This is a genomic window from Thalassococcus sp. BH17M4-6, from assembly GCF_049323015.1.
Taxonomy (GTDB): Bacteria; Pseudomonadota; Alphaproteobacteria; order Rhodobacterales; family Rhodobacteraceae; genus Puniceibacterium.
Map to the genome: position 1 here is coordinate 161,601 of NZ_JBMPGU010000001.1, position 21,650 is coordinate 183,250.

Here is a 21,650-nt window from a genome sequence, read left to right on the forward strand (position 1 = left end):
ATCCTACCGCAGTTCGGAGGCTCGGCAATCGGAACGTGAAAATTATTCGCAAGATTCGCGCCCTGATGGTCCCGCCCGCGCCGCGCCAAAACAAAGGCCCCGGCGCGCGAACGCCGGGGCCTTCAGATGGCGAGAACAGGGATGCCCCGCGAAAGGGTCAGTCCATCGCCTTGAAGCTGAATTCGCCGCCGTCCTTGATGCCCGAGAACCAGCGCGCCGTGACGGTCTTGGTCTTGGTGTAGAAGCGGAAGGCGTCAGGGCCGTATTGGTTGAGATCGCCAAAGGCCGATTTCTTCCAGCCGCCGAAGGTGTGGTAGGACAGCGGCACCGGGATCGGGAAGTTGATGCCGACCATGCCGACGTTGACCCGGTGGGCAAAGTCCCGCGCGGTGTCGCCATCGGCGGTGTAGATCGCGGTGCCGTTGCCATAGGGGTTGTCCATGGTCAGCTTCAGCGCCTCTTCGTAGCTGCCTGTACGCACCTGGGTCAGGACCGGGCCAAAGATTTCTTCCTTGTAGATGTCCATGTCCGGGGTCGCGCGGTCAAAGAGCGACGGACCGACAAAGTACCCGCTTTCATAACCTTGCAGCGAAAAGTCGCGCCCGTCGATGACCAGTTCGGCGCCCTGGTCGACACCCGAGGTGATAAGCCGTTCGATCCGTTCCTTGGCCTGCGCGGTGATGACGGGGCCGTAATCCACGTCCTCTCCGGCGGTGTAGGGGCCGACCTTCAGCTTTTCGACCCGCGGCACCAGCTTTTCGATGAGCTTGTCGGCGGTGTCTTCGCCCACCGGCACGGCCACGGAAATCGCCATGCAGCGTTCGCCCGCGGCACCATAGCCCGCACCAACCAGCGCGTCGGCGGCCTTGTCCAGATCGGCATCGGGCATGATGATCATGTGGTTCTTGGCCCCGCCGAAGCACTGCGCGCGCTTGCCGTTGTTGGCGGCACGGCCATAGATATACTGCGCGATCGGGGTCGATCCGACAAAGGCCACCGCCTGGATCGTGTCGTTGTCGAGGATGGCATCCACCACTTCCTTGTCGCCGTTGACGACCTGCAGCACGCCGTCTGGCAGACCGGCCTCCTTGATCAATTCCGCCAGGCGCAGCGCGGTGGAGGGGCAGCGTTCCGACGGTTTCAGGATCATCGCGTTGCCGCAAACGATGGCGCCCGCAAGCTTCCACAGCGGAATCATCGCGGGGAAGTTGAAGGGCGTGATGCCCGCGACCACACCCAGCGGCTGGCGCATGGAATAAAGATCGATGCCGGGACCGCCATCGTCGGTGAATTCACCCTTGAGCATATGCGGCGCGCCCATGCAGACCTCAACGAATTCCAGCCCGCGCTGCACGTCGCCGCGCCCGTCGGGCAGGGTCTTGCCATGTTCGCGGCTGACCAGCTCGGCCAGTTCGTCCATATGCTCGTTGATCAGCGCGCCGAATTTCATCATCACCCGGGCGCGGCGCTGCGGGTTGGTGGCGCCCCAAGCCTTTTGCGCCTCGGCGGCGCGGGCGACGGCGTCGTTCAATTCATCGGTGCTGGCCAGCGGCACGCGGGCCTGCACCTCGCCGGTGGCGGGGTTCATGACGTCGGCAAAGCGGCCCGAGCCGCCTTTGATATGCGCGCCGTCGATATAATGTGTCAGTTCCTGCATGGGTGTCCTCCTTCTTTGGGCGCAGTCTAGCCTTGCAAATTTGCCGGATACAGCGGCAAGTTCTCAAAAAGGTTTTGCAAAATTGCGGGAGTGACCATGGCTCAGAGTTGGGATGACATGCGGATTTTCCTGTCTGTCGCGCGCGGTGAAAGCCTGTCGGCGGCGGGCCGTGTGCTGCGCATGGACCCCGCGACCGTGGGTCGCCGGGTGGCGCGGCTGGAACAGACGCTGGGCACGCCGCTCTTTGCCAAGTCGCCGCAAGGCTATGCGCTGACCGAGGCGGGGGCGCGCATGCTGCGCCATGCGGAAGCGGCGGAACAGGCGATGCAGGCCGCGAACGAGGCGGTCGCGGGTGTGAGCGAGGGGCTGTCGGGCCAGATCCGCATAGGCGCGCCGGATGGCTGCGCGAACTTCCTGCTGCCGCAGGTCTGCGCCGCCATCGCCCGCGACAATCCCGCCCTCGAGGTGCAGATCGTCGCCTTGCCAAGGGTGGTGAACCTGTCCAAGCGCGAGGCCGACATGGCCATCGCCGTCAGCCCGCCCACCGCAGGGCGGCTGTCGGTGCAGAAGATCACCGACTACCACCTGCATCTGGCCGCGAGCCGCTCCTATCTGGACCGGCATCCGCCGATCACCGGGCTGGCGGATCTGCGCGCGCATCAGACCGTTGGCTACATTCCCGACATGGTGTTCGACAAGGAGCTCGACTACCTCGCCGACCTTGGCGTGACCCGGGTCGATCTGGCGTCGAATTCCGTGGTCGTGCAGTTCCAGTGGCTCCGGCAGGGCGCGGGCCTGGGCATCGTGCACGATTTTGCGCTGTCGAGCGCGCCCGACATGGTGACGGTGCTTCGCGACGAAATCCACCTCAAGCGCGCCTTCTACCTTGTGCGGCATTCCGACGACAGACGGCTGGAGCGGATGAACCGGTTTGCCGCCGCCCTGGCCGAGGGTTTGCGGCGCGAAGTGGCTCGATTGGAAGGTCTTGCTTGACATCGACCATGGCTTGGGTGGACCCTGATCCCCAACGCATTGATCGCCGGAGGTTTTATGATGCAAGTCCACGTTATCCTCAAAAGCAAGGCCGACAACGCTGTCTATACGGTCAAGCCGGGCACCAGCGTTGCCGACGCGGCCAAGATCCTGGCCGAGCGACGCATCGGGACCGTGGTGATTTCCGGCGACGGGTCCACCGCCGATGGCATCCTGTCCGAACGCGACATCGTCAAGCATCTTGCGGCCGAAGGGGCCGCCTGCCTCGAGGCCGACGTAGACAGCTACATGACCACCAAGCTGGAAACCTGCACCCGCGAGGAAGAGGCCGACAGCGTGCTGCAGCGCATGACCGACGGGCGGTTCCGCCACATGCCGGTGGTCGAGGATGGCAAGCTGGTGGGGCTGATCACCATCGGGGACGTGGTCAAGGCGCGGCTGAGCGAGCTGTCGATGGAGAAAAGCGCGCTCGAAGGCATGATCATGGGCTTTTAGCCCCGATTGATCCCGGCCCACGGCACATTTGTCGGTCATTCGCCCTTGCATTGCTGGGCGCAATATTGTTGCGTGCCGAAAACCAACTGCGCGCGGGTGCCTGAACACCCGGTCCGGCCCGACCGCCGCGCCTGAAGAGACGACAGGGGGCAGCACATGCGCATCGGCCTATATCCCGGCACCTTCGATCCCATCACTCACGGTCATATCGACATTATCCGGCGCGCGACCGTGCTGGTCGACCGGCTGGTGATCGGCGTCGCGATCAACCGCGACAAGGGTCCGCTGTTCGAGCTGGAGGAACGGGTCGAGATGATCGAAGCGGAATGCCAGAGCCTGTCAGAACAGACCGGCACCGAGATCGTAGCGCATCCGTTCGACAACCTGCTGATCGACTGCGCGCGCGACGTCAAGGCACAGCTGATCGTGCGCGGCCTGCGGGCCGTCGCGGATTTCGAATATGAATATCAGATGGTCGGGATGAACCGGGCGCTTGATGACAGCGTCGAGACGGTGTTCCTGATGGCGGAGGCACGGCACCAGGCGATCGCGTCGAAACTGGTCAAGGAAATCGCCCGGCTGGGCGGGGATGTCAGCAAGTTCGTGACACCCCCGGTGCGCCAGGCACTGATGAAGAAGTTCGGTTAGACCGCGCGACCATAGACCGCGCGGCGCGCGACCTTGTCCTCGATCCCGGCGATGTCGAGGTCGAGCTTGATCTCCAGCGGCAGGGCGTTGAGTTCGCTGAGCGTGCGGTGGTAGGCGGCGTTCTTGTGGATGCGGTCGCGCAGGGTGTTGAATGCAAAGTTCATGGTCTTGTCCTTTCGTCTGACGCGATGCGCCAGGTTTCTGTGTTTGCCGATGTCGGCGGTGTGTGTCGTGTGGGGCGGTCCGTTCAGGCCGCGCCGTAGATATCCTGACGCGCGGCGGCGCGGGCCTGATCTTCGGTCAGGCCGATGTCGGCCGCCACGTTCATCACCTCGGCCAGACGCGCGCGATAGGCGGCGCGTTGGCGAAAGCGGCGTTTGAGTTCAGAAAACAGGGTCATCATCTTTTCCTTTCACCTGTTCGCTTCGGTTAGCGGTAACCTAACCATGCTGCGCCGCAGCACAACTGACACAGCGCCAAGGCCGCCATGCATTTTATGCAGGCCTCTTTTCAGGGATTGTTAAGGGAAGGGGCGTAAATGTGGCCGCGTCCAAGACAGGAGAATCCTGATGACGGGTGTTACCTATCGCCCCGTGATGGCGGGCCCCGGCAAAATGCCGGCACGCCCCGCCGCCCCGGAAAATTCGGGGCTGACCGTTTCGCAGACCGCGCCCGGGCGGCGGCAGGGGGCGCAGACGGCGCCGCTTGCCGCACCGCTCGGCGCGCCACCGCAGGTCGCGCAGACGACCCTGCCACCGGCGGTCCAGGGCTATGCCGCGGCACGGGCGGCGATTACCGGCATCGCTGAATAGCGGGTGCACCGGACCAGACGCGGCGGTTTGTGCCGGGAACGGAAAAGCCCGCAACGGTCAGGGCGCAGGCTTTATCTCATGCGTTGTTGTTGGCTTGATGTCGACCACAGACTCTCAACGGGCGATATCCGCTTCGAGGCCTTGTCGGACAGTCGATCAGCCGTGCCAGCGTCGGTCCATGGGGCCAGTCCGGCGCTGGCACGGGGGCCGCCATGGGCGGCCTTGAGGCCGTGCCGGATGAACAGAACGAACGTTTGCGTCGTCCTGCGATGCGGATATGAAAAACGCCCTCGCAGCAATCTGCGAGGGCGTTTTCAGTGCACTGCATTGCCGCGAGCCCAGCACGGCAACACATTTGCCAAGGGCTCGCGTCCCGGGGCGGGCCCGTGCTGTCAGATCAGCTTGCCCATCGCGATGGCGGTGTCGGCCATGCGGTTGGAAAAGCCCCATTCGTTGTCATACCAGCTGAGGATCCGGCACATCGTGCCGTCCATCACCTTGGTCTGGTCAGTGGCAAAGATCGACGAATGCGCATCGTGATTGAAATCCATGCTCACCAGCTTGTGGTCGGTGACGCCCAGGATGCCCTTGAGCGGACCGGAGGCCGCGGCGGTATGGATCGCCTCGTTGATTTCCTCGACCGAGGTGTCGCGCGACGCCTCGAAGGTCAGGTCGACGACAGACACGTTGGGCGTGGGCACCCGGATCGCCACACCGTCAAGCTTGCCCGCAAGCTCCGGCAGAACCAGACCCACCGCCTTGGCGGCACCAGTCGAGGTCGGGATCATGTTCAGCGCCGCAGCGCGGGCGCGGTAGAGGTCCTTGTGCATCGTGTCCAGCGTCGGCTGATCGCCGGTGTAGCTGTGGATCGTGGTCATGAACCCGCGGGTGATGCCGATCGTGTCGTTCAGCACCTTGGCAACCGGCGACAGGCAGTTCGTCGTGCAGGACGCGTTCGACACGATCACGTCGTCCGAGGTCAGCGTGTCGTGGTTGACGCCGTACACGATGGTCTTGTCGGCATCTGTGCCCGGGGCCGAGATCAGCACCCGGCTGGCGCCGTTTTTCAGATGCGCCTGGCACTTTTCCTTGCTGGTGAAGATGCCGGTGCATTCCATCACCACATCCACATCCGACCATGGCAGGTCGGCCGGGTCGCGCAGCGCGGTGACCTTCATCGGGCCGCGGCCGACATCGATGGTGTCGTCGGTGGTCGTGACAGGGGCCGGGAACCGGCCATGCACGCTGTCGTACTGCAGCAGGTGGGCGTTGGTTTCGACCGGGCCCAGATCGTTGATGGCCACGACCTCGATATCGGTGCGGCCGGATTCGATGATGGCGCGCAGGACGTTACGGCCGATGCGGCCAAAACCGTTGATGGCAACCTTGGTGGTCATGAGATGTCTTCCCTTCGGTATCTGCGTGGGTCGTCGCGTCTGTTACCGCTAACAACCAAATCGGCGTACACGAGTCAAGCTGGCCCGCACCGGGCCGCAGGTCAAGCTCAACGCCAGAACGCCACCCAGTCGAGCAGGACAAAAAACTTCTTTCCCAGAAAAAGCAGGTGTTCAGAGCCGAAAATCGCGTAGTCGATGCCAAGCGCCGTCACCAGCACCACACCCATCACGACAGCAATGAAATTCGTCATGGCGCGCGTTGCACCCTCTCGATCCGCGGATGCCGAAGTGATGCCAGAGTGGCAGGCGGCTGTCACGCCTCTTCTGGGTTTGCTCCCAGCGCCGCGGGGGTTTCGGCCATCAGGTCCTCGATGAACAGGCTCAGGAAGGCGCCGCGCCCGGTCACGCCGGCCTTTCGGTAGATGCCGTTCAGGTGGCTCTTGACCGTGCCTTCGGCGCTGCCGCGCAGGGTCGCGATTTCGGGGATCGCGCAGCCCTTGAGCGTAAAGAGCGCCACGTCCTGCTCGGACGGGGTCAGCCCCCAGTCGCGAAACCGCGCCTCGACGATCTCGTTGAACGCCCCGGCGGCAAGGCCCAGCTGTTCCTGCAGATGCGCCGTGCGCTGCAAGAGCCTGCGCAGATAGCGGGTTTCAAAGGCGACGGCGGAAATCAGCGACAGAGCCGGGCGGGCCGGACCCGCGCCGGCCCGGGATCAGTCGTCTGTCTTGGCGCGCACGACGTTGAGGTCGGCATCGAGGTAGAGTTCGAGCCGCGCGCCGTCTTTCATCGCGTAGACCTCGATCTCGCCATCCTCGACGTCGATCTTGCGGACCTCGTAGCCGTCGGCGGTCAGTTTGGTGCGGATCTGGTCCATCCGCGCGGGATCCATCGGGGTGTCGCTGGACGCGAGAACCATGGCGGGCGCGGTCAGGGCAAGGGCCAGGGCGATGATGCGGGTCATGTCAGTCTCCAATTTTCAGGCTGCGGCCGGGCAGAATGCGCCGGTCCGATGCCAGAGACGTGATGCGTCCGTATCCGCCGCGCCATTGGCCTGAAGGGGCAATCGCGGCCTTTGCAACTTTGGTTCAGTCGCGCTCAGGCCGACTGCGAAAGCCGCCCCATCGCCGCGGCGACATCGGCCATGCGCGCCGAAAAGCCCCATTCGTTGTCGTACCAGGCCAACACCCGTACCAGCCGCTTCCCCACCACCTTGGTCTGGTCGGGGGCAAAGATCGAACTGGCCGTGGTGTGGTTGAAGTCGATCGACACCTTGGGTTCGGGATCATAGGCCAGCACCGTGCCCATGCGGCCCATCGCGGCCTCGCGCACCACGTCGTTGACGTCGTCTGCGGTGACATCGCGCCCCGCCTCGAACGTCAGGTCCACGGCCGACACGTTGGGCGTGGGCACCCGCAGCGCGGTGCCGTCAAGCTTGCCGCGCAGGTTCGGCAGTACCTCGCCCAGGGCCTTGGCCGCGCCGGTCGAGGTGGGGATCATCGCCATCGCCGCCGAGCGCGCGCGGTACAGATCGTCGTGCCGCCGGTCCAGCGTCGGCTGGTCGCCGGTGTAGCTGTGGATCGTGGTCATGATGCCCGATTCGATGCCGATGGCGGCGTCGAGCACCTTGGCCAGCGGCGCGAGGCAGTTGGTGGTGCACGACCCGTTCGACACGATGCCATCCTCGGGCAGCAGGTCGCGGTGGTTGACGCCGTAGACCACGGTGCGCGCGACATTGCGGGCAGGCGCCGAGATCAGCACCTTTTTCGCACCACGCTCGATGTGCACACCAGCCTTTTCGCCGTCGTTGAATTTCCCCGTGCACTCCAGCACCACGTCGCAGCCCGACCAATCAAGCTCCGCCGGATCGTAGGTCGAAAACATCTGCATCGGGCCGCGGCCCAGATCCATCGTATCGTCCTTGATCCGAACCTCGCCGCCGAACCGCCCGTGGATCGAATCGTAGCGCAGCAGATGGGCCGAGGTTTCCAGCGGGCCGGTGGCGTTGATCTTGACGACCTGCACGTCGTTGCGGGCGCTTTCGGCGATATGTGCCAGGGTGCAGCGGCCGATCCGCCCGAATCCGTTGATACCTATGGTGACGGTCATCTGCGCTGTCCTCTGCTTGTCGCAATCAAAGCTGGTATACGGGGGCATGCTGCATCTGCAAAGGAAAAAAGTCATTATTTGACAATATGTTAGCGATAAACCTTGGGTGCGCGGCATGATGGCGCTAACCTTTTTCAAGGGGTGGCGCTAACAGGCAAGGTGGCAGCATGACGACCAGAATCGACGATACCGCGCTGCTGATCGCGCGAGCTCTGATCGCAGCACTTTTCGTGGCGGGCGCTGTGCAAAAGGCGGTCGATCCGGGGGCCGCGCAAGGGCTTTTGGCGGGTCTCGGCCTGCCGCAGGTGCTGGTCTGGCCCGCGCTCGTATTCAATGCACTTGCGGCGCTGGCGCTGCTTATCGGGGTCGCGGTGCGGCCCGTGGCCTTTGCCTTGGCGGGCTATTGCGCGGCCACGAGCTTTTTCCACCTCATCCCCTCCGATCCCTGGCAAATGAGCATCTTCGTCAAGAACTGGGCCATCGCGGGCGGATGCCTTGCGCTGGCCGTGGCGGGGGCGGGGCGCTATGTAGTGACGCGGCAGCGCAAGCTGTGAACCGGCGCAGGTAACGAGATGAGGCAGGCATGAGCGGACTATTGGCACTTCTGGACGATGTGGCGGCAATCGCCAAGGTGGCGGCGGCGTCAGTCGATGATGTCATGGGGCAGGCGGTCAAGGCGGGATCGAAGGCGGCAGGCGCGGTCATCGACGACGCGGCCGTGACGCCGAAATACCTCCAGGGGTTTCAGCCCGCCCGCGAACTGCCCATCGTCTGGCGTATCGCGCGCGGGTCGCTGATCAACAAGCTGGTGTTCCTGCTGCCCATCGGATTGGCCCTGTCGGCCTTTGCGCCCTGGATGATCCCGCCGCTGCTGATGCTGGGCGGGGCGTACCTGTGTTTCGAGGGGGCGGAAAAGATCGCCCATGCGTTGACGTCGAAGGGCGATCATGACGGCGGGCCGGACGGCAGCCACAGCATCAAGGACCCGCTGCATCTGGAAGAGGAACGGGTCAAGGGGGCGATCAAGACCGATTTCATTCTGTCGGCCGAGATCATGACCATCGCACTGGCCGCGATACCGGAAAGCACGTTCTGGATGGAGGCGGCGACGCTGGCCGCTGTCGGTGTGATGATCACGATTGCGGTCTACGGATCGGTGGCGCTGATCGTGAAGATGGACGATCTGGGTCTGCTGATGGCGCAAGGGGGCAGGCTGGGTGTGACCCGCAGTCTGGGCCGCCTGATCGTCAAGGGCATGCCCTATGTGATGAAGACGCTGACTGTCGTGGGCACCGCCGCGATGCTGTGGGTCGGCGGGTCGATCATCGTGCACGGGCTGGGGCAGCTTGGCTGGCACCTGCCGGAAGAGTTCATTCATGACATGGCCGTCTGGGTGGCCGAAGGCGTGGGACCGGATCTGAAGGGCGCCGTGGAATGGACCGCGACCGCTGCGATGGACGGCGTGCTGGGGCTGCTGCTTGGGCTCTTGCTGATCCCGCTGGGGACCAAGGTCATCGCGCCCGTCTGGGGCGCGGTCTTTGGCGGCAACAAGGGCTCTGCCCACTAAGCAAAGCCGCAGGACGCGGCCCGCCAAGGCGCGGGCCGCGAGGGCACTTCGTCAGAATTCAGCGTCGCCGTTGTTCTGCCAGGGCTTCACGAGGTTGCCGAAGCGGGTGAACTGGCCTTCGAAGGACAGTTCCACCGTGCCGATGGGGCCGTGACGCTGCTTGCCGATGACGACCTCGGCCTTGCCGTGCAGACGCTCCATCTCTTCCTGCCAGGCGGCCATCTTTTCCAGGTCGTGATCGCCGGGCTTTTCGCGTTCCTTGTAATATTCCTCGCGGAACACGAACATCACCACGTCGGCATCCTGTTCGATCGAGCCGGATTCACGCAAGTCCGACAGTTGCGGACGCTTGTCCTCGCGGCTTTCGACCTGACGGCTGAGCTGCGACAGGGCAATGACTGGGATGTCGAGTTCCTTGGCGATGGCCTTGAGGCCCATGGTGATTTCCGAGATCTCGTTGACGCGGTTCTCCGACCGGCCGGTGCCGCGCACCAGTTGCAGATAGTCGACCATCAGCACGTCGAGCCCGTGCGTCCGCTTCAGCCTGCGGGCGCGGGCGGCCAGCTGGCTGATCGGCAGCGCGGGCGTGTCGTCGATGTAAAGCGGGCAAGCCTCGAGCGATTTGGCGGCGTCGACGAAGCGGCGGAATTCCACCTCGGTCATGTCACCGCGCCGGATGTTTTCCGACGGCACCTCGGCGGCTTCGGACAGGATCCGCGCGGCCAGCTGTTCGGCGCTCATCTCGAGGCTGTAAAAGCCCACCACGCCGCCTTGGATCGTGCCTTCGGTGCCATCGGGACGGATGCCGCGCTTGTAGGCCTTGGCGACGTTGAAGGCGATGTTGGTGGCAAGCGAGGTCTTGCCCATGGACGGACGGCCCGCGAGGATCAGCAGGTCGGACTTGTGCAGCCCGCCCAGCTTCTTGTCCATGTCCACCAGCCCGGTCGAGATGCCGGCCAGCCCGCCTTCGCGCTGATAGGCCGCGTTGGCCACGTTAACCGCGTCCGTTACGGCCCTGAGAAAGCTTTGAAATCCCGACTCGGCCTGACCTTGTTCGGCCAGCTTGTAAAGCGCCTGTTCCGCCTCGACGATCTGTTCCTTGGGTTCGGACGCGACCTCGACCTTGGCGGCCTTGGCTGAGATGTCGCGCCCCAGGGTGATGAGGTCGCGCCGGATCGCCAGGTCATAGATCATCTGCGCATAGTCGCGCACCGCGAAGGAGCTGATCGCCGCCCCCGCCAGCCGCGCGAGGTAGGCCGGGCCGCCCAGTTCCTTGAGGCCCTCGTCATCCTCCATGAACGCCTTGAGCGTCACCGGCGAGGCGAGGTTGTTCTTGGCGATGCGGGCGGCGGCGATTTCATAGATGCGGGCGTGCACCGGATCATAGAAATGCTGCGCGCCGATGATGCTGGCGACGCGGTCGTAGATGTCGTTGTTGGTCAGGATCGCACCCAGCAACTGCTGCTCGGCCTCGATCGAATGCGGCATGGTTTCGGCGGCGCGCACTTCCGCATCCGCCGCCTGTCCGGTGGGATTGAATGTGGTGATCTCGTTCATGGCCTGCCCCTTGTCCTGCTGATGTCCGCGCGCCGGTTCGGGCTGCTGCGGTCCGGTTCTTCTAGCGAAACCGGTGCCCCATCCCTAGCCGGAACAATCCTGTGGACAACCGCCGGGAAAAGTTTCGCCCCGCGTCACGGGCGAGTCTCGTCTGTCAGAATAGGGTATGGGGGGGCAAAATGTCTACAAGATGTTGTGGCGTCGACTGAGTCGTTTTCGCCGCCTCCCGCATACTGGGGAGAAGTTTTTATTTCTTGTTAACTTCCCGCCACTTATGCGGATCGGTCAGGAAGGCCTCGACCTCGGCCAGGGTTTTCGGGTCGAACGTGCCTTGCGCCTTGGCCTCGGCCAGAACGTCCCACCAGGTGCACAGGTGGTGCAGTGCGACACCGTGATCGCCCAGGGTTTTGATCGTTTCGGGGAAGATGCCGTAGTAGAAGATCACCGCCGTATGGGCGCAGGTGGCGCCGGTCTCGCGGATGGCATCGACAAAGCTCAGCTTGCTGCCGCCATCGGTGGTCAGATCCTCGACCAGCAGCACGCGCTGGCCCTCGGTCATCGCCCCTTCGATGCGGGCGTTGCGGCCGTAGCCCTTGGGTTTCTTGCGCACATAGGTCATCGGCAGAGCCATGCGTTCGGCCACCAGCGCGGCAAAGGGGATGCCCGCGGTTTCACCGCCCGCGACGTTGTCGAACGCCTCGTATCCCGCGTCGCGCAGCACCTTGGCGGTGAGGAAATCCATTAGCGTGGAGCGGATGCGCGGAAACGAGATGAGCTTGCGGCAGTCGATATAGACCGGCGAGGCCTGGCCGCTGGCAAAGACGAAGGGCGCGTCCTCCATGAAATGCACCGCCTTGATTTCCAGCAGCATGCGCGCGGTCAGGCGCGCCATTTCTTCGTTCGTGGGGGCGGCGGTCGGGATCATGGGAACCTCGTGTTCGGGCGTGGCGGCTGCAGCTGGGGCCTAATCCTGGATCGCCCAGTGCAGGGCATAACCGGGATCGAAAAGGGTGACGGGGCCGTCGTCGGTTTCAAGTTGCGGCGGATACTGGACCGGATCGCCCTTGGTCAGGGTCAGCCGCGCCTCGTTGGCGGGCAGGCGGTAGAACGCGGGGCCGTTGAGGCTGGCAAAAGCTTCGAGCTGGTCGAGCGCCCCTTCGCGGTCAAAGACCTCGGCCAGGATCGACAGGGTGTTGGGCGCGGTGAAGCAGCCCGCGCAGCCGCAGGGCTGGAGCTTGGCCGGATCGGTATGCGGCGCGCTGTCGGTGCCCAGGAAAAAGCTGGCATCGCCCGACGTGGCAGCGGCCACCAGCGCCTTGCGGTGTTCCTCGCGCTTGGCGACGGGCAGGCAATAGTAATGCGGCTTGATGCCACCGACGAGGATATGGTTGCGGTTGATCACCAGGTGATGCGTGGTGATCGTGGCGCCCAGATCGGGGCCGCCCGACCGGGCATAGTCGGCGCCCTGTTTCGTGGTGATATGCTCCATCACCACGCGCAGGCCGGGGGTCTTGCTGCGGATGGGGTCGAGCACGCGGTCGATGAACACCGCCTCGCGATCAAAGATGTCGACCGCCGGATCCGTCACCTCGCCATGCACGCAGAGGGGGCAGCCGATCTCGGCCATCCTCTCGAGCACCGGGCGCACCTTGTCGAAATCCGTCACGCCCGAGGCGGAATTGGTCGTGGCCCCCGCCGGATAGAGTTTCACCGCCGTGATCAGGCCCGAGGCATGCGCCGCGGCCAGATCGTCGGCATCGGTCTCTTCGGTCAGATACAGCGTCATCAGCGGGGTGAAATCCGCACCGTCGGGCAGGGCCGACAGGATGCGATCGCGGTAGGCCGCGGCCTGCGCGCCGGTCACGACGGGCGGCACGAGGTTGGGCATGATGATCGCGCGGGCGAAATGGCGGGCGGATTCGGGGGCGACGGCGGCCAGCATCGCGCCATCGCGCAGGTGCAGGTGCCAGTCGTCGGGGCGGCGGATCGTCAGGCGTTGGGTCATGGCGCTGCCGTTAGCATGGCGCGGGCCGTCTGCGCCAGTGCCTTTGCGCGGCAATCGCGCGCTAGGTGTCGTCGCCCGGGTCGGCCTGCGCTTCGGCCAGGCGGCGGGCGGCGCGCAACGCCTCGAGCCTGCGGCGGAACCGTGGGGCCTGCAGGCGCGAGGTGACGTTGACGCAGAGCATTTCCGCCAGGCCGAACCGCTCCTGCCCCTCGAGGCGGGCCAGAAGCTTGCGCAGGTAGGGGGCGTGGCTGCGGCGGGCACGCATCAGCCCGGCGAATTCCAGCGTCGTGAGCCGGCCGTCGGCGGCGGCGCGCAGGATCGGGGCCAGCAGGTCAAGCTCGATCAGGTCAGCCTGCAGCGCGCCGCCCATGAAGGACATCCGGTAGCGCGCCACGTTGGGGCGGGTGAACAGCGCCGAATGCATTGCGTCCAGCTGTTCGCGCGGATCGTAAAGCACAAACGCGCGGTCGGCGGCATCCAGCATGTCGGGCGCGTATCCGTAGCGGTCGGTGAACGAGGTCCGGCGCATTTCGGCAAACCGGTCGTCCCATTCCGTCACCCGCGGATCGAGCGAGGCCTGCGGCTGCAGCGCCACCACCGTGGCCCCGGGGGCGGCCACCGAAAACGCCGCGGCGGCATAGCCGCAGGGCCCCGCGCCGAAAAAGATCACCCGCTCGAAATCGTCAAAGAACCCGTCGTCGTTCAGCTGGTCGAAAAAGCCGTAAACCCGTTTGTCGCGGAACCAGGTGTCGCCGTCGCAGATCACGCACAGGTGCGACCAGCCATCGCTGCGCACCAAGTCAAACCCCAGCGGCGCGCCGTCGTCCGACAGGGTCTGGATCCCGGCAGAGGATTCGAAGGTCACCAACAGCGTGTCGCCTTCGTCGATGAAAAGCGCGGAATGACGTTTGCCCAGCGGTTCGTAAAAGCCGTGCGTTTCGCCCAGATCAGCCAGCGCCGCGTGCCAGTCGGCCCCGGACAGGCCCGTCAGATCGAGCGCTAGAAAATCGTCGGCATCGGCCATCTGCTGCAAGTCCTCATCGTCGCGGCCCCGTTTTCAGGGCGTCTTATGAGGGGAATTTGCCGGAAATTTGCGGCGGAAATGCGCCAAATGCAGGGTAATTGCGGGGGCGTCATTGCGCGATGCGATTGGCTTGAAACCGCCTCGAGCGGGCGTTCGAGCCAAGCACCCTGCGCGGAATCAAGGCCGAAGGCCGCCGCGCCATTGCAGTCGCGCCCTCACGCGGCTGCGATCTGGGTGGGCTTGGTGCTTAGCCGGGGTGGCGTGCGAACTTGGCCGGCATAAAGCGTTGAGCGGAAAGACCTGATCGCAGTCGCGCGCGACTGCAATGGCGCGGCGCCTCTCCCGGTTGCGCAAGGTCCGCTTCAGAACGGTCGCGCGCAATTCAATTTGTCTGCATCTCGTTCTTGCCCGTGTCGTCCCGCGCCGCGGTGGCATGGGCGACAAGGAACCGCGCGGCGTCAGGCGCTAGCGGGCGCGACGGCGGGGTCATCAGCAGACGCCCGAAAAGCGCGCGGTAGGGTTCCTGCCGCATCAGCGCGTCGAACCGCGCGCGCCGCCAGGCGACGGCGCGGTCGTGCATCGGGCCAAGCTGGGGATCTGCGGCAAACCCGGCGCGGATCGCCGCGGTGCGGTCTGCCAGGGCCAGGATGCTGTCGTCGGTGTCGGTGTTGAAATTCCGCTCGACCCAGTAATCCAGCCCCAGCAGGTGATCGGAATGCACCGCGCGCCCGCGCGCAGCCTTGAGCACATAGCTTTCCATCGCGCACAGCGGATAATGGTTGAGCTGCGCAAGCGCATAGTTTGACCGGCCATAGGTCGAAAAAATCCGCCGGGTGGCGAATTGCGCCTCCAATTCGCGGCCTTCGCCATCGAACCAGCGCGCCGCATTCAGGCGGTCCTTCACCGGGTTGCGGGGGCGGTGGACGCCGATGTTCCGGTAGGTCCTGTCGTTGCGGTAAAGCGTCTTGAACATCGCCGACCGCCAGGGCCAGTACATGACCACAGGTGCGGCGCGTGTGAATTGCTGCGGCACCGGCGTATCGGCATAGCGAACCACACCGGCGTTGCCGAAAAGCCGCCAGGTCAGGGTGATGGCCGTGGCCTCGGGCAGGGCGTCCAGCAGCGCTGGAATGGTCCGGTCGCCCACGTGGATGTTGACGAATTCGTCGATGTCGAGCGGCAGGATCCAGTCCGCCCGCGCCACGGCATCTGTCTTGTCGGCGAGTTTCAGCGCGCTGAACTGGATGCCGCCCTTGTCGTAGGGACCGTCGTTGCGGATGTGGGTGACATGGCCCAGTTCCGCCAGCCGGTCGAGCATCGCGTCGGTGCCGTCCTCGCAGTCATTCGAACAGGCGACCACATGGGTCACACCGCAGGCCAGATGATGCGCCAGCCAGTCCAGCAGGAACGCCGCCTCGTTCCGCACGCAAAGAACGGCCAGGATATTCAAAGGCTTACCAGCCCTTCCTGAAGGACACCACCTTGGCCTCTGACGCTTTGGGGAAATAGGTGAGGCCTGCCCGGTGCATGGTGTCGAAAACCGCCTGCACGCCCGTCTGGCCGATCCACTGCGGGTGCAGTTCTACAATGGCGACCCGCAGGCACGACAGATCGGCGGCGGGCAGAAGATGCGCCTCGGCCCCTTCGATGTCGCAGACCAGCACGTCGGGTTTCAGCTCGTCCAGCACGGCATGAATGTCGCGCTGTTCGATCATTTCGGTGCTGACGATGCTGCCCTCGTCGATGGATTTGTCCATGGACGAGCCAAGGAAATTCTGCCGCACGTAGAACGGCACCGGATCGCCGGGACCATCGGACAAAAGCGCGTTGTGCACGGTCACATTGGTGACGTCATTGGCCGCATGCACCGAATGGATGTAGGGGATGAGCGTCGGGTTCGCCTCGAACGTATGAACTGCTTGTACCTTCTTTTTGGTGGCGATCAGGGTCGACATGTAGCCGATGCCGCCGCCCAGTTCGAGCACGACATCGCCGTCCTGCACCATGCGGCTGACCGCGTCGCATTCCTTGCGTTCGTAGGTTTCGCCCTTGAGCGCGCCGCGGATGCGGCCAGTGGTGATCTGCGGATGTTTCGGAATTTTCATGCCGCGTGACCGCAGGTAGGGGTCGCGGGGGGCGGGGGCGCCGTCCATGCTCAGCTCTCCATATCGAGGGCGAGGGCATAGGCCACCCGCTCGGTTTCCGTCAGACGCAAGGTCAGCGCCTGCTGATAAAGCTCTTCGAATTCGGGATTCGCGTGCAGTTCCAGCGCTTTGGCCCGATGCCAGTCCAGCCCGGTCCGGTGCCACTTCGCCAGCTCCGGATCGGCCATCAAGCGGTCGTATTCGGCACGGGTGCGGGGGATGTTGCGCTTGATCGTGATGTCCTTGAAATCCGACCAGTCCATGCGGATCCAGTAGTTCAGCCCGATGGACCGGTCCACATGCAGCGCGCGGCCGCGCTGGCGTTTGATCAGGAACGATTCGGCACTGCGCAGGGCGTAGTGGTTCAGCTGCAGCAGATCATAGCCTATGGTCTTCTTGGAGTTGCGCCAGCCGTTCTTGGCGACCTCGTGGGTCATGTCGGCGCCAGACCCGTTCACCCATTTCACCTTGTCCTCGAACGCGGTGTCGAGCTTGTTGGGGCGGTGGCAGCTGATCTTTTCGTAGGCGCCGATGTTGCGGAACATGGTCTTGAACCCCCAGACGGTGTGCGGCTTGGGGCAGTATTTCGGGGCGCAGGTGTCGAACTGGTCGATCACGAAGTCGTCCGCCAGGCGGTGCACGCCGTTGTGCCCGAACAGCCGCCAGGTCATCGCAACGTTGGTGGCGTCGGGAACGCGGTCAAAGAAATCGTCCAACGTGCCGTTGCTACAGCGCACGTTCATGAATTCGTCCACGTCGATGTGGATGATCCAGCGGGCGTTGATGATCACCGGTTCCTTGAGCGCCTGGTTCAGCGCGTATTGCTGAGGCGAGTTGCCTTTCCAGTCGTCGTTGTTGCGGTGCTGCAGGACGCCCATGGCTTGCAGCCGGTCGAGGATTTCGCTGGTCCCGTCGTCGCATCCATTTGTATAGATGAGGAAATTATCGACCCCCATGGCCCGGTGATAGGCCACCCATTCGATGATATAGGGCGCTTCGTTCTTCATGCAGCCGACGATGACGTTGCCGCTGCATCCGTCGGGCAGGGTGCGCGGCGGCATCGGGGTGTAGGCGGCGGCCAGTTCCTCTTCGTTGACGTGGCCCAGCCGGTTGTGCGGGGCAAAGGTGGATTTCTGCAGTTTGACGAAATTCTGCTTGGCCAGCGGGGGCATGTGGCTGCGGGCCGAGGGCGACAGAATCGCGTCCACATCGGTCGCGGCGGGCGGGGTCGCTTTCTCCTCCGCCCGGGCGGGCGTCGTCGAGGCATCGAGCTGCGCCAGATCGGCGGCCTTGTCGGCCAGCGCGGCCTTGGTGGCCTGATGGATGCGCCAGCGGAACGCCATGAGGTACTGCGTGGCGCGGAAGCCGCGCGTCGGGTCGGCCTCTGCCCAGTCGGGCAGGGCGCTGTCGGGCCGCAGCAGATCGGGATCGAGGCCGGGATGGTCTTGCGCCAGCGCGTCGAGGTCGGTTCGAAACCGCCGAGACACGGCGGACAGGCTGCCCGGGGCGACGGGATCGCCCGGCACCTTGATTTCGCCCAGAAACTTGCGCCAGAGCGGGCGCGGCAGGATCTGGTCGCCACGCGCCAGCAGCCGCAGCACCGCATCGTTGAAAAGCCGCGCCCGGGTCAGCCATGCCGCCGACGGCGCGCGCGGCGGTTTTGCCGGTTCCGCCTTGCCGATGGTGTCGGTGATCCCGAAAAGGCCGCGCAGGACCTCGGTTGCCGCATCGGACCAGAGCGCGGCGGGATCGACGGTGTGAAGCTCTGTCGCGCCCGCGCCAAAGACGCCGTCCCATTCCCGCACCAGCCGCGCGGTATCGAGCCAGAAGCACGCGCCCTGCACCTCGTGAAACTGCCCCGCGGCGGGGTCGATCGGCGGGCGCGTGGCCAGCGCCGCATCCCACCAGTAGGGCGCGTCCAGAAGGCCGGTTTCCAGGCTCAGCGGCGCGGCGCGGCCTTCGATGATCTGTGCGGCGTAGCGGCGCAGCAGCAGGCGCGCCGGATCGTCGATCTGGGCGATGATGCGGATGTCATCGGACAGCGGCAGCAGCAGGGCGCGCAGGCGCTGGAGTTCCGACGCGCTGGCCAGGGTGACCCCAAGCTGATGCGCGGACAGGATGAGCGTCTGTGGCTGCACCCGCGCCACCTCGGTCGCGATGCCGCGCGCGACCTCGTCGTAAAGCACCTGCTGCTTGTCCGGCGCGATGAAGCCGCGGTTGAAGCGCAGGCTGTCCACCGCCGCGGGGTCGGTCACGGCCATGAAAAGCCGCGTGTGATTGCGCGCGCCCGGGCTGCGGGCATAGAGAACGCCCTTGCCCGCCATCTGGTCGCGCTTGTCGTCAAGCACCCGCTGCAGCCGGTCCGCAACCTCGGCATCCATGCCGATATGCACGTAGATCCGCATCAGGCGACACCGCGCGCGGGCAGGTCGGTGTTGGCGTTGGCTTTGCCCCACCAAGGCAGGTCCAGCCCCAGGTGCGCGCCGATCAGGGCGGGGGCGGCGTCATCGGCGGTGTCGTATTCCAGGAACCTGTCATCGCCTGCGAAGATGTGGCGCAGAAAGGCGTGATGCGCCTCGATCCACTGCACGCGTTCCAGCGTCGTTTCGCCGTATCCCTTTGGCAGGCCCGGGATATTGCCGCCCGGCACACGGTCCGATCCCAGGTCGGACCAGCGCAGCATGCTGCCCGACATCTCGCGCGCGTCGCGGCGCGAGGCGACGAACCGCAGGTCTGGGTGCCGGTGGCGCAGCGCGTCAAGGACGCCGAAATCGGTCTGCGGCCAGAGACAGAGCCGGGTGCTGAGCACGCTGATTTCGGTCAGCGCGTCGAACCCCTGCAAGCGGTCGAGCGGATCGCCGGTCTGGAAATACCCCTCGTACATCTGCCGCCCCACGTAGGACCCGGCCAGCGTCGGATCGGGACATTTGCCGCGGCGGATCCGGAAATCCGCGACCGTCAGCCCGGCCTTTTCCAGCGCCACGGCCAGCGTCGTCGTCCCGCTTTTGGGCAGCCCCAGGTTAATGACCCGGACCGTCATGCCACCAGCCCCAGTTCACGCATCAGCGCGTGTTCGCCGGGCGGAAAGGGCGGCGCGTCGCGCAATTGAGCATACATCTCGGCATAGGCCGGCTGCGCCTTGAGCTGTGCGCATTTTTCGCGGTGCAGGCGCACACAGGTGTCGTGCAGACCGGCCATCTCCGGATCGGCCTTGAGCTCCTCCAGCGCCGCTGTCATCCCCGGCAGACAGCGGCGGATCGAGGCATCTTCCCACGCGGGGTCGTTGCGTTCGCGCCAGTAGGTGTCGTCAAAGGCGCGGCCTTCGCGGTTGACGTCGCCACGGTCGTTCTTGACCAGATAGCTGTCGAGCGAGCGCAGCGCATAGTGGTTGAGCGTCGCGTGATCGCGCGCGCCCGCGGCGGGAAACTTGCGGATCCGGCGGGCGTTGGCGGCGACCAGGAACTTGTGCGGCACGGCACGGCCCGACCCGTCGGTCCAGCGCGGGCGCTGTTCCGAAGGCAGGTTGTCGCGAAAGAACGGGCGATGCGCGCCGAAATAGTGCAGCGGAAAATCCTTTCGCACCAGTGTTTTGACCTCGATCGCGCTTTCGGCGCACCACAGGTCGGGATTGTGCGAGCGAGTGAACTGGTCGATCACGGGGCGGTCGTCAAAATCCAGCACGCCGTCGTTGGCGAAGAACTGGAAGGTGACCGATATGGCCTGCGGATCGCCGCAGGCGTCAATCAGCGCCGGTATCGTGTGATCGCCCGCATGGATGTTCAGGAACTCGTCCACATCCGCGATCCAGCACCAGTCTGCCGACTGCACGACCTCCTGTTTCTGCGCGTGTTTCAGCGCCTCCATCTGGTAGTTGCGGCCCTTGGCGGGATTGGGCAGGTGCTGCACCATGCCGCGCGCCGCAAGCGCGTCGAGCAGCGCATCGGTGCCGTCGCTGCAATCGTTGGAATAGAACAGAAAATCCGTGACCCCGATCAGCCGGTTGAAGGCGATCCATTCCAGCAGGAACGGCCCTTCGTTCTTGACGCAGGTGATCGCGGTTATGCGCATTCTCGCGCCTCCGCCAATGGGTGGGTCATGGTCTGCCTGTCCGCCGCTCTTGCCCGGGGTTTGTCCCACGTAGCACGATTTTGTTGACCGAATCATCGCATCTTGCCCGTGATGCGTCAATCTTTGGCGCGCTTTTTCAAGGTTTTCGCGGCCCTCATGCGACCTTGGCGCTATTGACCCTATGTCCTTGGACGTGCAGCAAGACACGAACCACGAGCAGGAGCGGCCATGCAAATCCCCCCATCCATCGACGCGGTGCAGTCCATGCTGGCCGAAACCGGATATGTCTGCGGGCGCGCGCTGGCAACGGTGGTGTTCCTGTCGCTCAAGCTGGGGCGCCCGCTGTTTCTGGAAGGCGAGGCAGGCGTCGGCAAGACCGAGATTGCCAAGGCGCTGTCGGCATCCCTGGGGCGGCGGCTGATCCGGTTGCAGTGTTACGAGGGGCTGGATGCCGCATCGGCGGTGTACGAATGGAACTTTCCGGCGCAGATGATCGCCATCCGTACCGCCGAGGCATCGGGCGGGGCCGATCGCAAGGCGCTTCAATCCGAGCTTTTCTCGGACGAATTCCTGGTCGAACGCCCGCTGCTCGAAGCGATGCGCCCGGATGAGAACGGCGCGCCGGTGCTGCTGATCGATGAGTTGGACCGCACCGACGAGCCGTTCGAGGCGTTCCTGCTCGAGGCGCTGTCGGATTTCCAGGTGACGATCCCCGAACTGGGCACGATCACCGCGCCCGAACCGCCCATCGTCATCCTCACCTCGAACCGGACGCGCGAGGTGCATGATGCGCTGAAACGCCGGTGCCTTTATCACTGGGTCGACTATCCGACATTTGACCGCGAGATCGAGATTCTGCACGCCCGCGCCCCCGAGGCGGCAGGGACGCTCAGCCGGGAGATCGTGGCCTTCGTGCAGAAACTGCGGACCGAGGACCTGTTCAAGAAGCCCGGTGTGGCGGAAACCATCGATTGGGCGAAATGCCTGCTGGCGCTGGATGTCATCGACCTCAGTCCCGAAGTGATCAGCGACACCTTGGGCGCGATCCTGAAATATCAGGACGACATCCAGAAGCTGCAGGGATCCGAGGCTAAGCGCCTGCTGGACGAGGCCAAGGCATCGTTGGACGCGTGACGGGCCCCTGGCAAACAGGCGTCGATCAGAAAGGGCTGCGCTG

The 21,650-nt window shown here is 64.8% G+C and carries 24 protein-coding genes; 7 read left to right on the forward strand and 17 right to left on the reverse strand.

Features of this window, described 5'->3' with window-relative positions:
* Positions 1-157 precede the first annotated feature (157 nt).
* Positions 158-1,657, reverse strand: a complete 1,500-nt coding sequence (locus ACOXXX_RS00670) for a CoA-acylating methylmalonate-semialdehyde dehydrogenase (RefSeq protein ID WP_422824610.1) — start codon at positions 1,655-1,657, stop codon at positions 158-160.
* A 96-nt stretch (positions 1,658-1,753) separates the two neighbouring features.
* Between ACOXXX_RS00670 and ACOXXX_RS00675 the strand changes: the two genes are divergently transcribed.
* The 3 genes from ACOXXX_RS00675 (at position 1,754) to coaD (ending at position 3,793) form a co-directional block, all read left to right on the forward strand.
* Positions 1,754-2,650, forward strand: coding sequence for a LysR family transcriptional regulator (locus tag ACOXXX_RS00675; protein ID WP_422824611.1), 897 nt, complete (start codon positions 1,754-1,756; stop codon positions 2,648-2,650).
* A 60-nt stretch (positions 2,651-2,710) separates the two neighbouring features.
* Positions 2,711-3,145, forward strand: a complete 435-nt coding sequence (locus ACOXXX_RS00680; RefSeq protein WP_422824943.1) for a CBS domain-containing protein — start codon at positions 2,711-2,713, stop codon at positions 3,143-3,145.
* A gap of 156 nt (positions 3,146-3,301) precedes the next feature.
* The gene (coaD, locus tag ACOXXX_RS00685) at positions 3,302-3,793 is read left to right on the forward strand and encodes a pantetheine-phosphate adenylyltransferase (protein WP_422824612.1); all 492 of its coding nucleotides are present in this window, start codon (positions 3,302-3,304) and stop codon (positions 3,791-3,793) included.
* Here coaD and ACOXXX_RS00690 read toward each other — a convergent pair.
* The gene (locus tag ACOXXX_RS00690; protein ID WP_422824613.1) at positions 3,790-3,957 is read right to left on the reverse strand and encodes a hypothetical protein; all 168 of its coding nucleotides are present in this window, start codon (positions 3,955-3,957) and stop codon (positions 3,790-3,792) included. The genes coaD and ACOXXX_RS00690 overlap by 4 nt on opposite strands.
* 83 nt (positions 3,958-4,040) lie before the next feature.
* Complete coding sequence (locus ACOXXX_RS00695; RefSeq protein ID WP_422824614.1) at positions 4,041-4,193, reverse strand: hypothetical protein; 153 nt, start codon at positions 4,191-4,193, stop codon at positions 4,041-4,043.
* A gap of 169 nt (positions 4,194-4,362) precedes the next feature.
* Here ACOXXX_RS00695 and ACOXXX_RS00700 point away from each other — a divergent pair, with 169 nt between their 5' ends.
* On the forward strand, positions 4,363-4,605 hold the full coding sequence (locus tag ACOXXX_RS00700; protein ID WP_422824615.1) for a hypothetical protein: 243 nt from the start codon (positions 4,363-4,365) through the stop codon (positions 4,603-4,605).
* Positions 4,606-4,997: 392 nt separating this feature from the next.
* Here ACOXXX_RS00700 and gap (ACOXXX_RS00705) read toward each other — a convergent pair whose 3' ends face one another.
* The 5 genes from gap (ACOXXX_RS00705) to gap (ACOXXX_RS00725) form a co-directional block, all read right to left on the reverse strand.
* Positions 4,998-6,002 (reverse strand): type I glyceraldehyde-3-phosphate dehydrogenase, encoded by a 1,005-nt coding sequence (gap, locus tag ACOXXX_RS00705; RefSeq protein ID WP_422824616.1) that lies wholly within the window; start codon positions 6,000-6,002, stop codon positions 4,998-5,000.
* A 107-nt stretch (positions 6,003-6,109) separates the two neighbouring features.
* Positions 6,110-6,253, reverse strand: coding sequence for a hypothetical protein (locus tag ACOXXX_RS00710; protein ID WP_422824617.1), 144 nt, complete (start codon positions 6,251-6,253; stop codon positions 6,110-6,112).
* A gap of 62 nt (positions 6,254-6,315) precedes the next feature.
* Positions 6,316-6,630 carry a helix-turn-helix transcriptional regulator gene (locus ACOXXX_RS00715; protein WP_422824618.1) on the reverse strand — a complete coding sequence of 105 codons (315 nt, stop codon included), beginning with the start codon at positions 6,628-6,630 and terminating at the stop codon, positions 6,316-6,318.
* An 84-nt stretch (positions 6,631-6,714) separates the two neighbouring features.
* A complete protein-coding gene (locus ACOXXX_RS00720; RefSeq protein WP_422824619.1) occupies positions 6,715-6,963 on the reverse strand; it encodes a PepSY domain-containing protein in 249 nt (82 codons plus the stop codon).
* Between the two features lie 134 nt (positions 6,964-7,097).
* Positions 7,098-8,108: a type I glyceraldehyde-3-phosphate dehydrogenase gene (gene gap, locus ACOXXX_RS00725; protein ID WP_422824620.1), complete on the reverse strand. Its 1,011-nt coding sequence runs from the start codon at positions 8,106-8,108 to the stop codon at positions 7,098-7,100.
* 167 nt (positions 8,109-8,275) lie between these two features.
* On the opposite strand from gap (ACOXXX_RS00725), the gene ACOXXX_RS00730 reads away from it, so the two are divergent.
* Positions 8,276-8,662, forward strand: coding sequence for a DoxX family protein (locus ACOXXX_RS00730; RefSeq protein ID WP_422824621.1), 387 nt, complete (start codon positions 8,276-8,278; stop codon positions 8,660-8,662).
* A 29-nt stretch (positions 8,663-8,691) separates the two neighbouring features.
* Positions 8,692-9,675, forward strand: a complete 984-nt coding sequence (locus ACOXXX_RS00735; protein WP_422824622.1) for a DUF808 domain-containing protein — start codon at positions 8,692-8,694, stop codon at positions 9,673-9,675.
* 51 nt (positions 9,676-9,726) lie between these two features.
* Here the strand turns inward: ACOXXX_RS00735 and ACOXXX_RS00740 are convergent, their stop codons facing one another.
* The 9 genes from ACOXXX_RS00740 to ACOXXX_RS00780 all read right to left on the reverse strand — a co-directional run bounded on the left by ACOXXX_RS00740 (position 9,727) and on the right by ACOXXX_RS00780 (position 20,473).
* The gene (locus ACOXXX_RS00740; protein WP_422824623.1) at positions 9,727-11,232 is read right to left on the reverse strand and encodes a replicative DNA helicase; all 1,506 of its coding nucleotides are present in this window, start codon (positions 11,230-11,232) and stop codon (positions 9,727-9,729) included.
* Positions 11,233-11,479: 247 nt separating this feature from the next.
* Entirely contained in the window at positions 11,480-12,157 is a 678-nt protein-coding gene (locus tag ACOXXX_RS00745; RefSeq protein WP_422824624.1) for an orotate phosphoribosyltransferase, read from the reverse strand.
* 39 nt (positions 12,158-12,196) lie between these two features.
* Complete coding sequence (pyrC, locus tag ACOXXX_RS00750; RefSeq protein ID WP_422824625.1) at positions 12,197-13,237, reverse strand: dihydroorotase; 1,041 nt, start codon at positions 13,235-13,237, stop codon at positions 12,197-12,199.
* 61 nt (positions 13,238-13,298) lie between these two features.
* Positions 13,299-14,261 carry a phosphoadenosine phosphosulfate reductase gene (locus ACOXXX_RS00755; protein WP_422824626.1) on the reverse strand — a complete coding sequence of 321 codons (963 nt, stop codon included), beginning with the start codon at positions 14,259-14,261 and terminating at the stop codon, positions 13,299-13,301.
* 382 nt (positions 14,262-14,643) lie between these two features.
* Positions 14,644-15,711: a glycosyltransferase family 2 protein gene (locus ACOXXX_RS00760; RefSeq protein WP_422824627.1), complete on the reverse strand. Its 1,068-nt coding sequence runs from the start codon at positions 15,709-15,711 to the stop codon at positions 14,644-14,646.
* Positions 15,712-15,715: 4 nt separating this feature from the next.
* On the reverse strand, positions 15,716-16,414 hold the full coding sequence (locus ACOXXX_RS00765) for an FkbM family methyltransferase (protein WP_422824628.1): 699 nt from the start codon (positions 16,412-16,414) through the stop codon (positions 15,716-15,718).
* Between the two features lie 2 nt (positions 16,415-16,416).
* Positions 16,417-18,810 carry a glycosyltransferase family 2 protein gene (locus tag ACOXXX_RS00770; RefSeq protein ID WP_422824629.1) on the reverse strand — a complete coding sequence of 798 codons (2,394 nt, stop codon included), beginning with the start codon at positions 18,808-18,810 and terminating at the stop codon, positions 16,417-16,419.
* The gene (locus tag ACOXXX_RS00775; RefSeq protein ID WP_422824630.1) at positions 18,810-19,445 is read right to left on the reverse strand and encodes a hypothetical protein; all 636 of its coding nucleotides are present in this window, start codon (positions 19,443-19,445) and stop codon (positions 18,810-18,812) included. Before ACOXXX_RS00775 ends, ACOXXX_RS00770 begins: the two co-directional genes overlap by 1 nt.
* On the reverse strand, positions 19,442-20,473 hold the full coding sequence (locus ACOXXX_RS00780; protein ID WP_422824631.1) for a glycosyltransferase family 2 protein: 1,032 nt from the start codon (positions 20,471-20,473) through the stop codon (positions 19,442-19,444). Before ACOXXX_RS00780 ends, ACOXXX_RS00775 begins: the two co-directional genes overlap by 4 nt.
* Positions 20,474-20,701: 228 nt before the next feature.
* On the opposite strand from ACOXXX_RS00780, the gene ACOXXX_RS00785 reads away from it, so the two are divergent.
* Positions 20,702-21,607 carry an AAA family ATPase gene (locus tag ACOXXX_RS00785; protein ID WP_422824632.1) on the forward strand — a complete coding sequence of 302 codons (906 nt, stop codon included), beginning with the start codon at positions 20,702-20,704 and terminating at the stop codon, positions 21,605-21,607.
* Positions 21,608-21,650: the final 43 nt, after the last annotated feature.

Excerpts from the sequence above, each read along its gene's own strand:
- ACOXXX_RS00670 (WP_422824610.1), bottom strand. The coding sequence starts at position 1,657 with ATGCAGGAACTGACACATTATATCGACGGCGCGCATATCAAAGGCGGC.
- ACOXXX_RS00675 (WP_422824611.1), top strand. The coding sequence starts at position 1,754 with ATGGCTCAGAGTTGGGATGACATGCGGATTTTCCTGTCTGTCGCGCGC.
- ACOXXX_RS00680 (WP_422824943.1), top strand. The coding sequence starts at position 2,711 with ATGCAAGTCCACGTTATCCTCAAAAGCAAGGCCGACAACGCTGTCTAT.
- coaD (WP_422824612.1), top strand. The coding sequence starts at position 3,302 with ATGCGCATCGGCCTATATCCCGGCACCTTCGATCCCATCACTCACGGT.
- ACOXXX_RS00690 (WP_422824613.1), bottom strand. The coding sequence starts at position 3,957 with ATGAACTTTGCATTCAACACCCTGCGCGACCGCATCCACAAGAACGCC.
- ACOXXX_RS00695 (WP_422824614.1), bottom strand. The coding sequence starts at position 4,193 with ATGACCCTGTTTTCTGAACTCAAACGCCGCTTTCGCCAACGCGCCGCC.
- ACOXXX_RS00700 (WP_422824615.1), top strand. The coding sequence starts at position 4,363 with ATGACGGGTGTTACCTATCGCCCCGTGATGGCGGGCCCCGGCAAAATG.
- gap (WP_422824616.1), bottom strand. The coding sequence starts at position 6,002 with ATGACCACCAAGGTTGCCATCAACGGTTTTGGCCGCATCGGCCGTAAC.
- ACOXXX_RS00710 (WP_422824617.1), bottom strand. The coding sequence starts at position 6,253 with ATGACGAATTTCATTGCTGTCGTGATGGGTGTGGTGCTGGTGACGGCG.
- ACOXXX_RS00720 (WP_422824619.1), bottom strand. The coding sequence starts at position 6,963 with ATGACCCGCATCATCGCCCTGGCCCTTGCCCTGACCGCGCCCGCCATG.
- gap (WP_422824620.1), bottom strand. The coding sequence starts at position 8,108 with ATGACCGTCACCATAGGTATCAACGGATTCGGGCGGATCGGCCGCTGC.
- ACOXXX_RS00730 (WP_422824621.1), top strand. The coding sequence starts at position 8,276 with ATGACGACCAGAATCGACGATACCGCGCTGCTGATCGCGCGAGCTCTG.
- ACOXXX_RS00735 (WP_422824622.1), top strand. The coding sequence starts at position 8,692 with ATGAGCGGACTATTGGCACTTCTGGACGATGTGGCGGCAATCGCCAAG.
- ACOXXX_RS00740 (WP_422824623.1), bottom strand. The coding sequence starts at position 11,232 with ATGAACGAGATCACCACATTCAATCCCACCGGACAGGCGGCGGATGCG.
- ACOXXX_RS00745 (WP_422824624.1), bottom strand. The coding sequence starts at position 12,157 with ATGATCCCGACCGCCGCCCCCACGAACGAAGAAATGGCGCGCCTGACC.
- pyrC (WP_422824625.1), bottom strand. The coding sequence starts at position 13,237 with ATGACCCAACGCCTGACGATCCGCCGCCCCGACGACTGGCACCTGCAC.
- ACOXXX_RS00755 (WP_422824626.1), bottom strand. The coding sequence starts at position 14,261 with ATGGCCGATGCCGACGATTTTCTAGCGCTCGATCTGACGGGCCTGTCC.
- ACOXXX_RS00765 (WP_422824628.1), bottom strand. The coding sequence starts at position 16,414 with ATGGACGGCGCCCCCGCCCCCCGCGACCCCTACCTGCGGTCACGCGGC.
- ACOXXX_RS00770 (WP_422824629.1), bottom strand. The coding sequence starts at position 18,810 with ATGCGGATCTACGTGCATATCGGCATGGATGCCGAGGTTGCGGACCGG.
- ACOXXX_RS00775 (WP_422824630.1), bottom strand. The coding sequence starts at position 19,445 with ATGACGGTCCGGGTCATTAACCTGGGGCTGCCCAAAAGCGGGACGACG.
- ACOXXX_RS00780 (WP_422824631.1), bottom strand. The coding sequence starts at position 20,473 with ATGCGCATAACCGCGATCACCTGCGTCAAGAACGAAGGGCCGTTCCTG.
- ACOXXX_RS00785 (WP_422824632.1), top strand. The coding sequence starts at position 20,702 with ATGCAAATCCCCCCATCCATCGACGCGGTGCAGTCCATGCTGGCCGAA.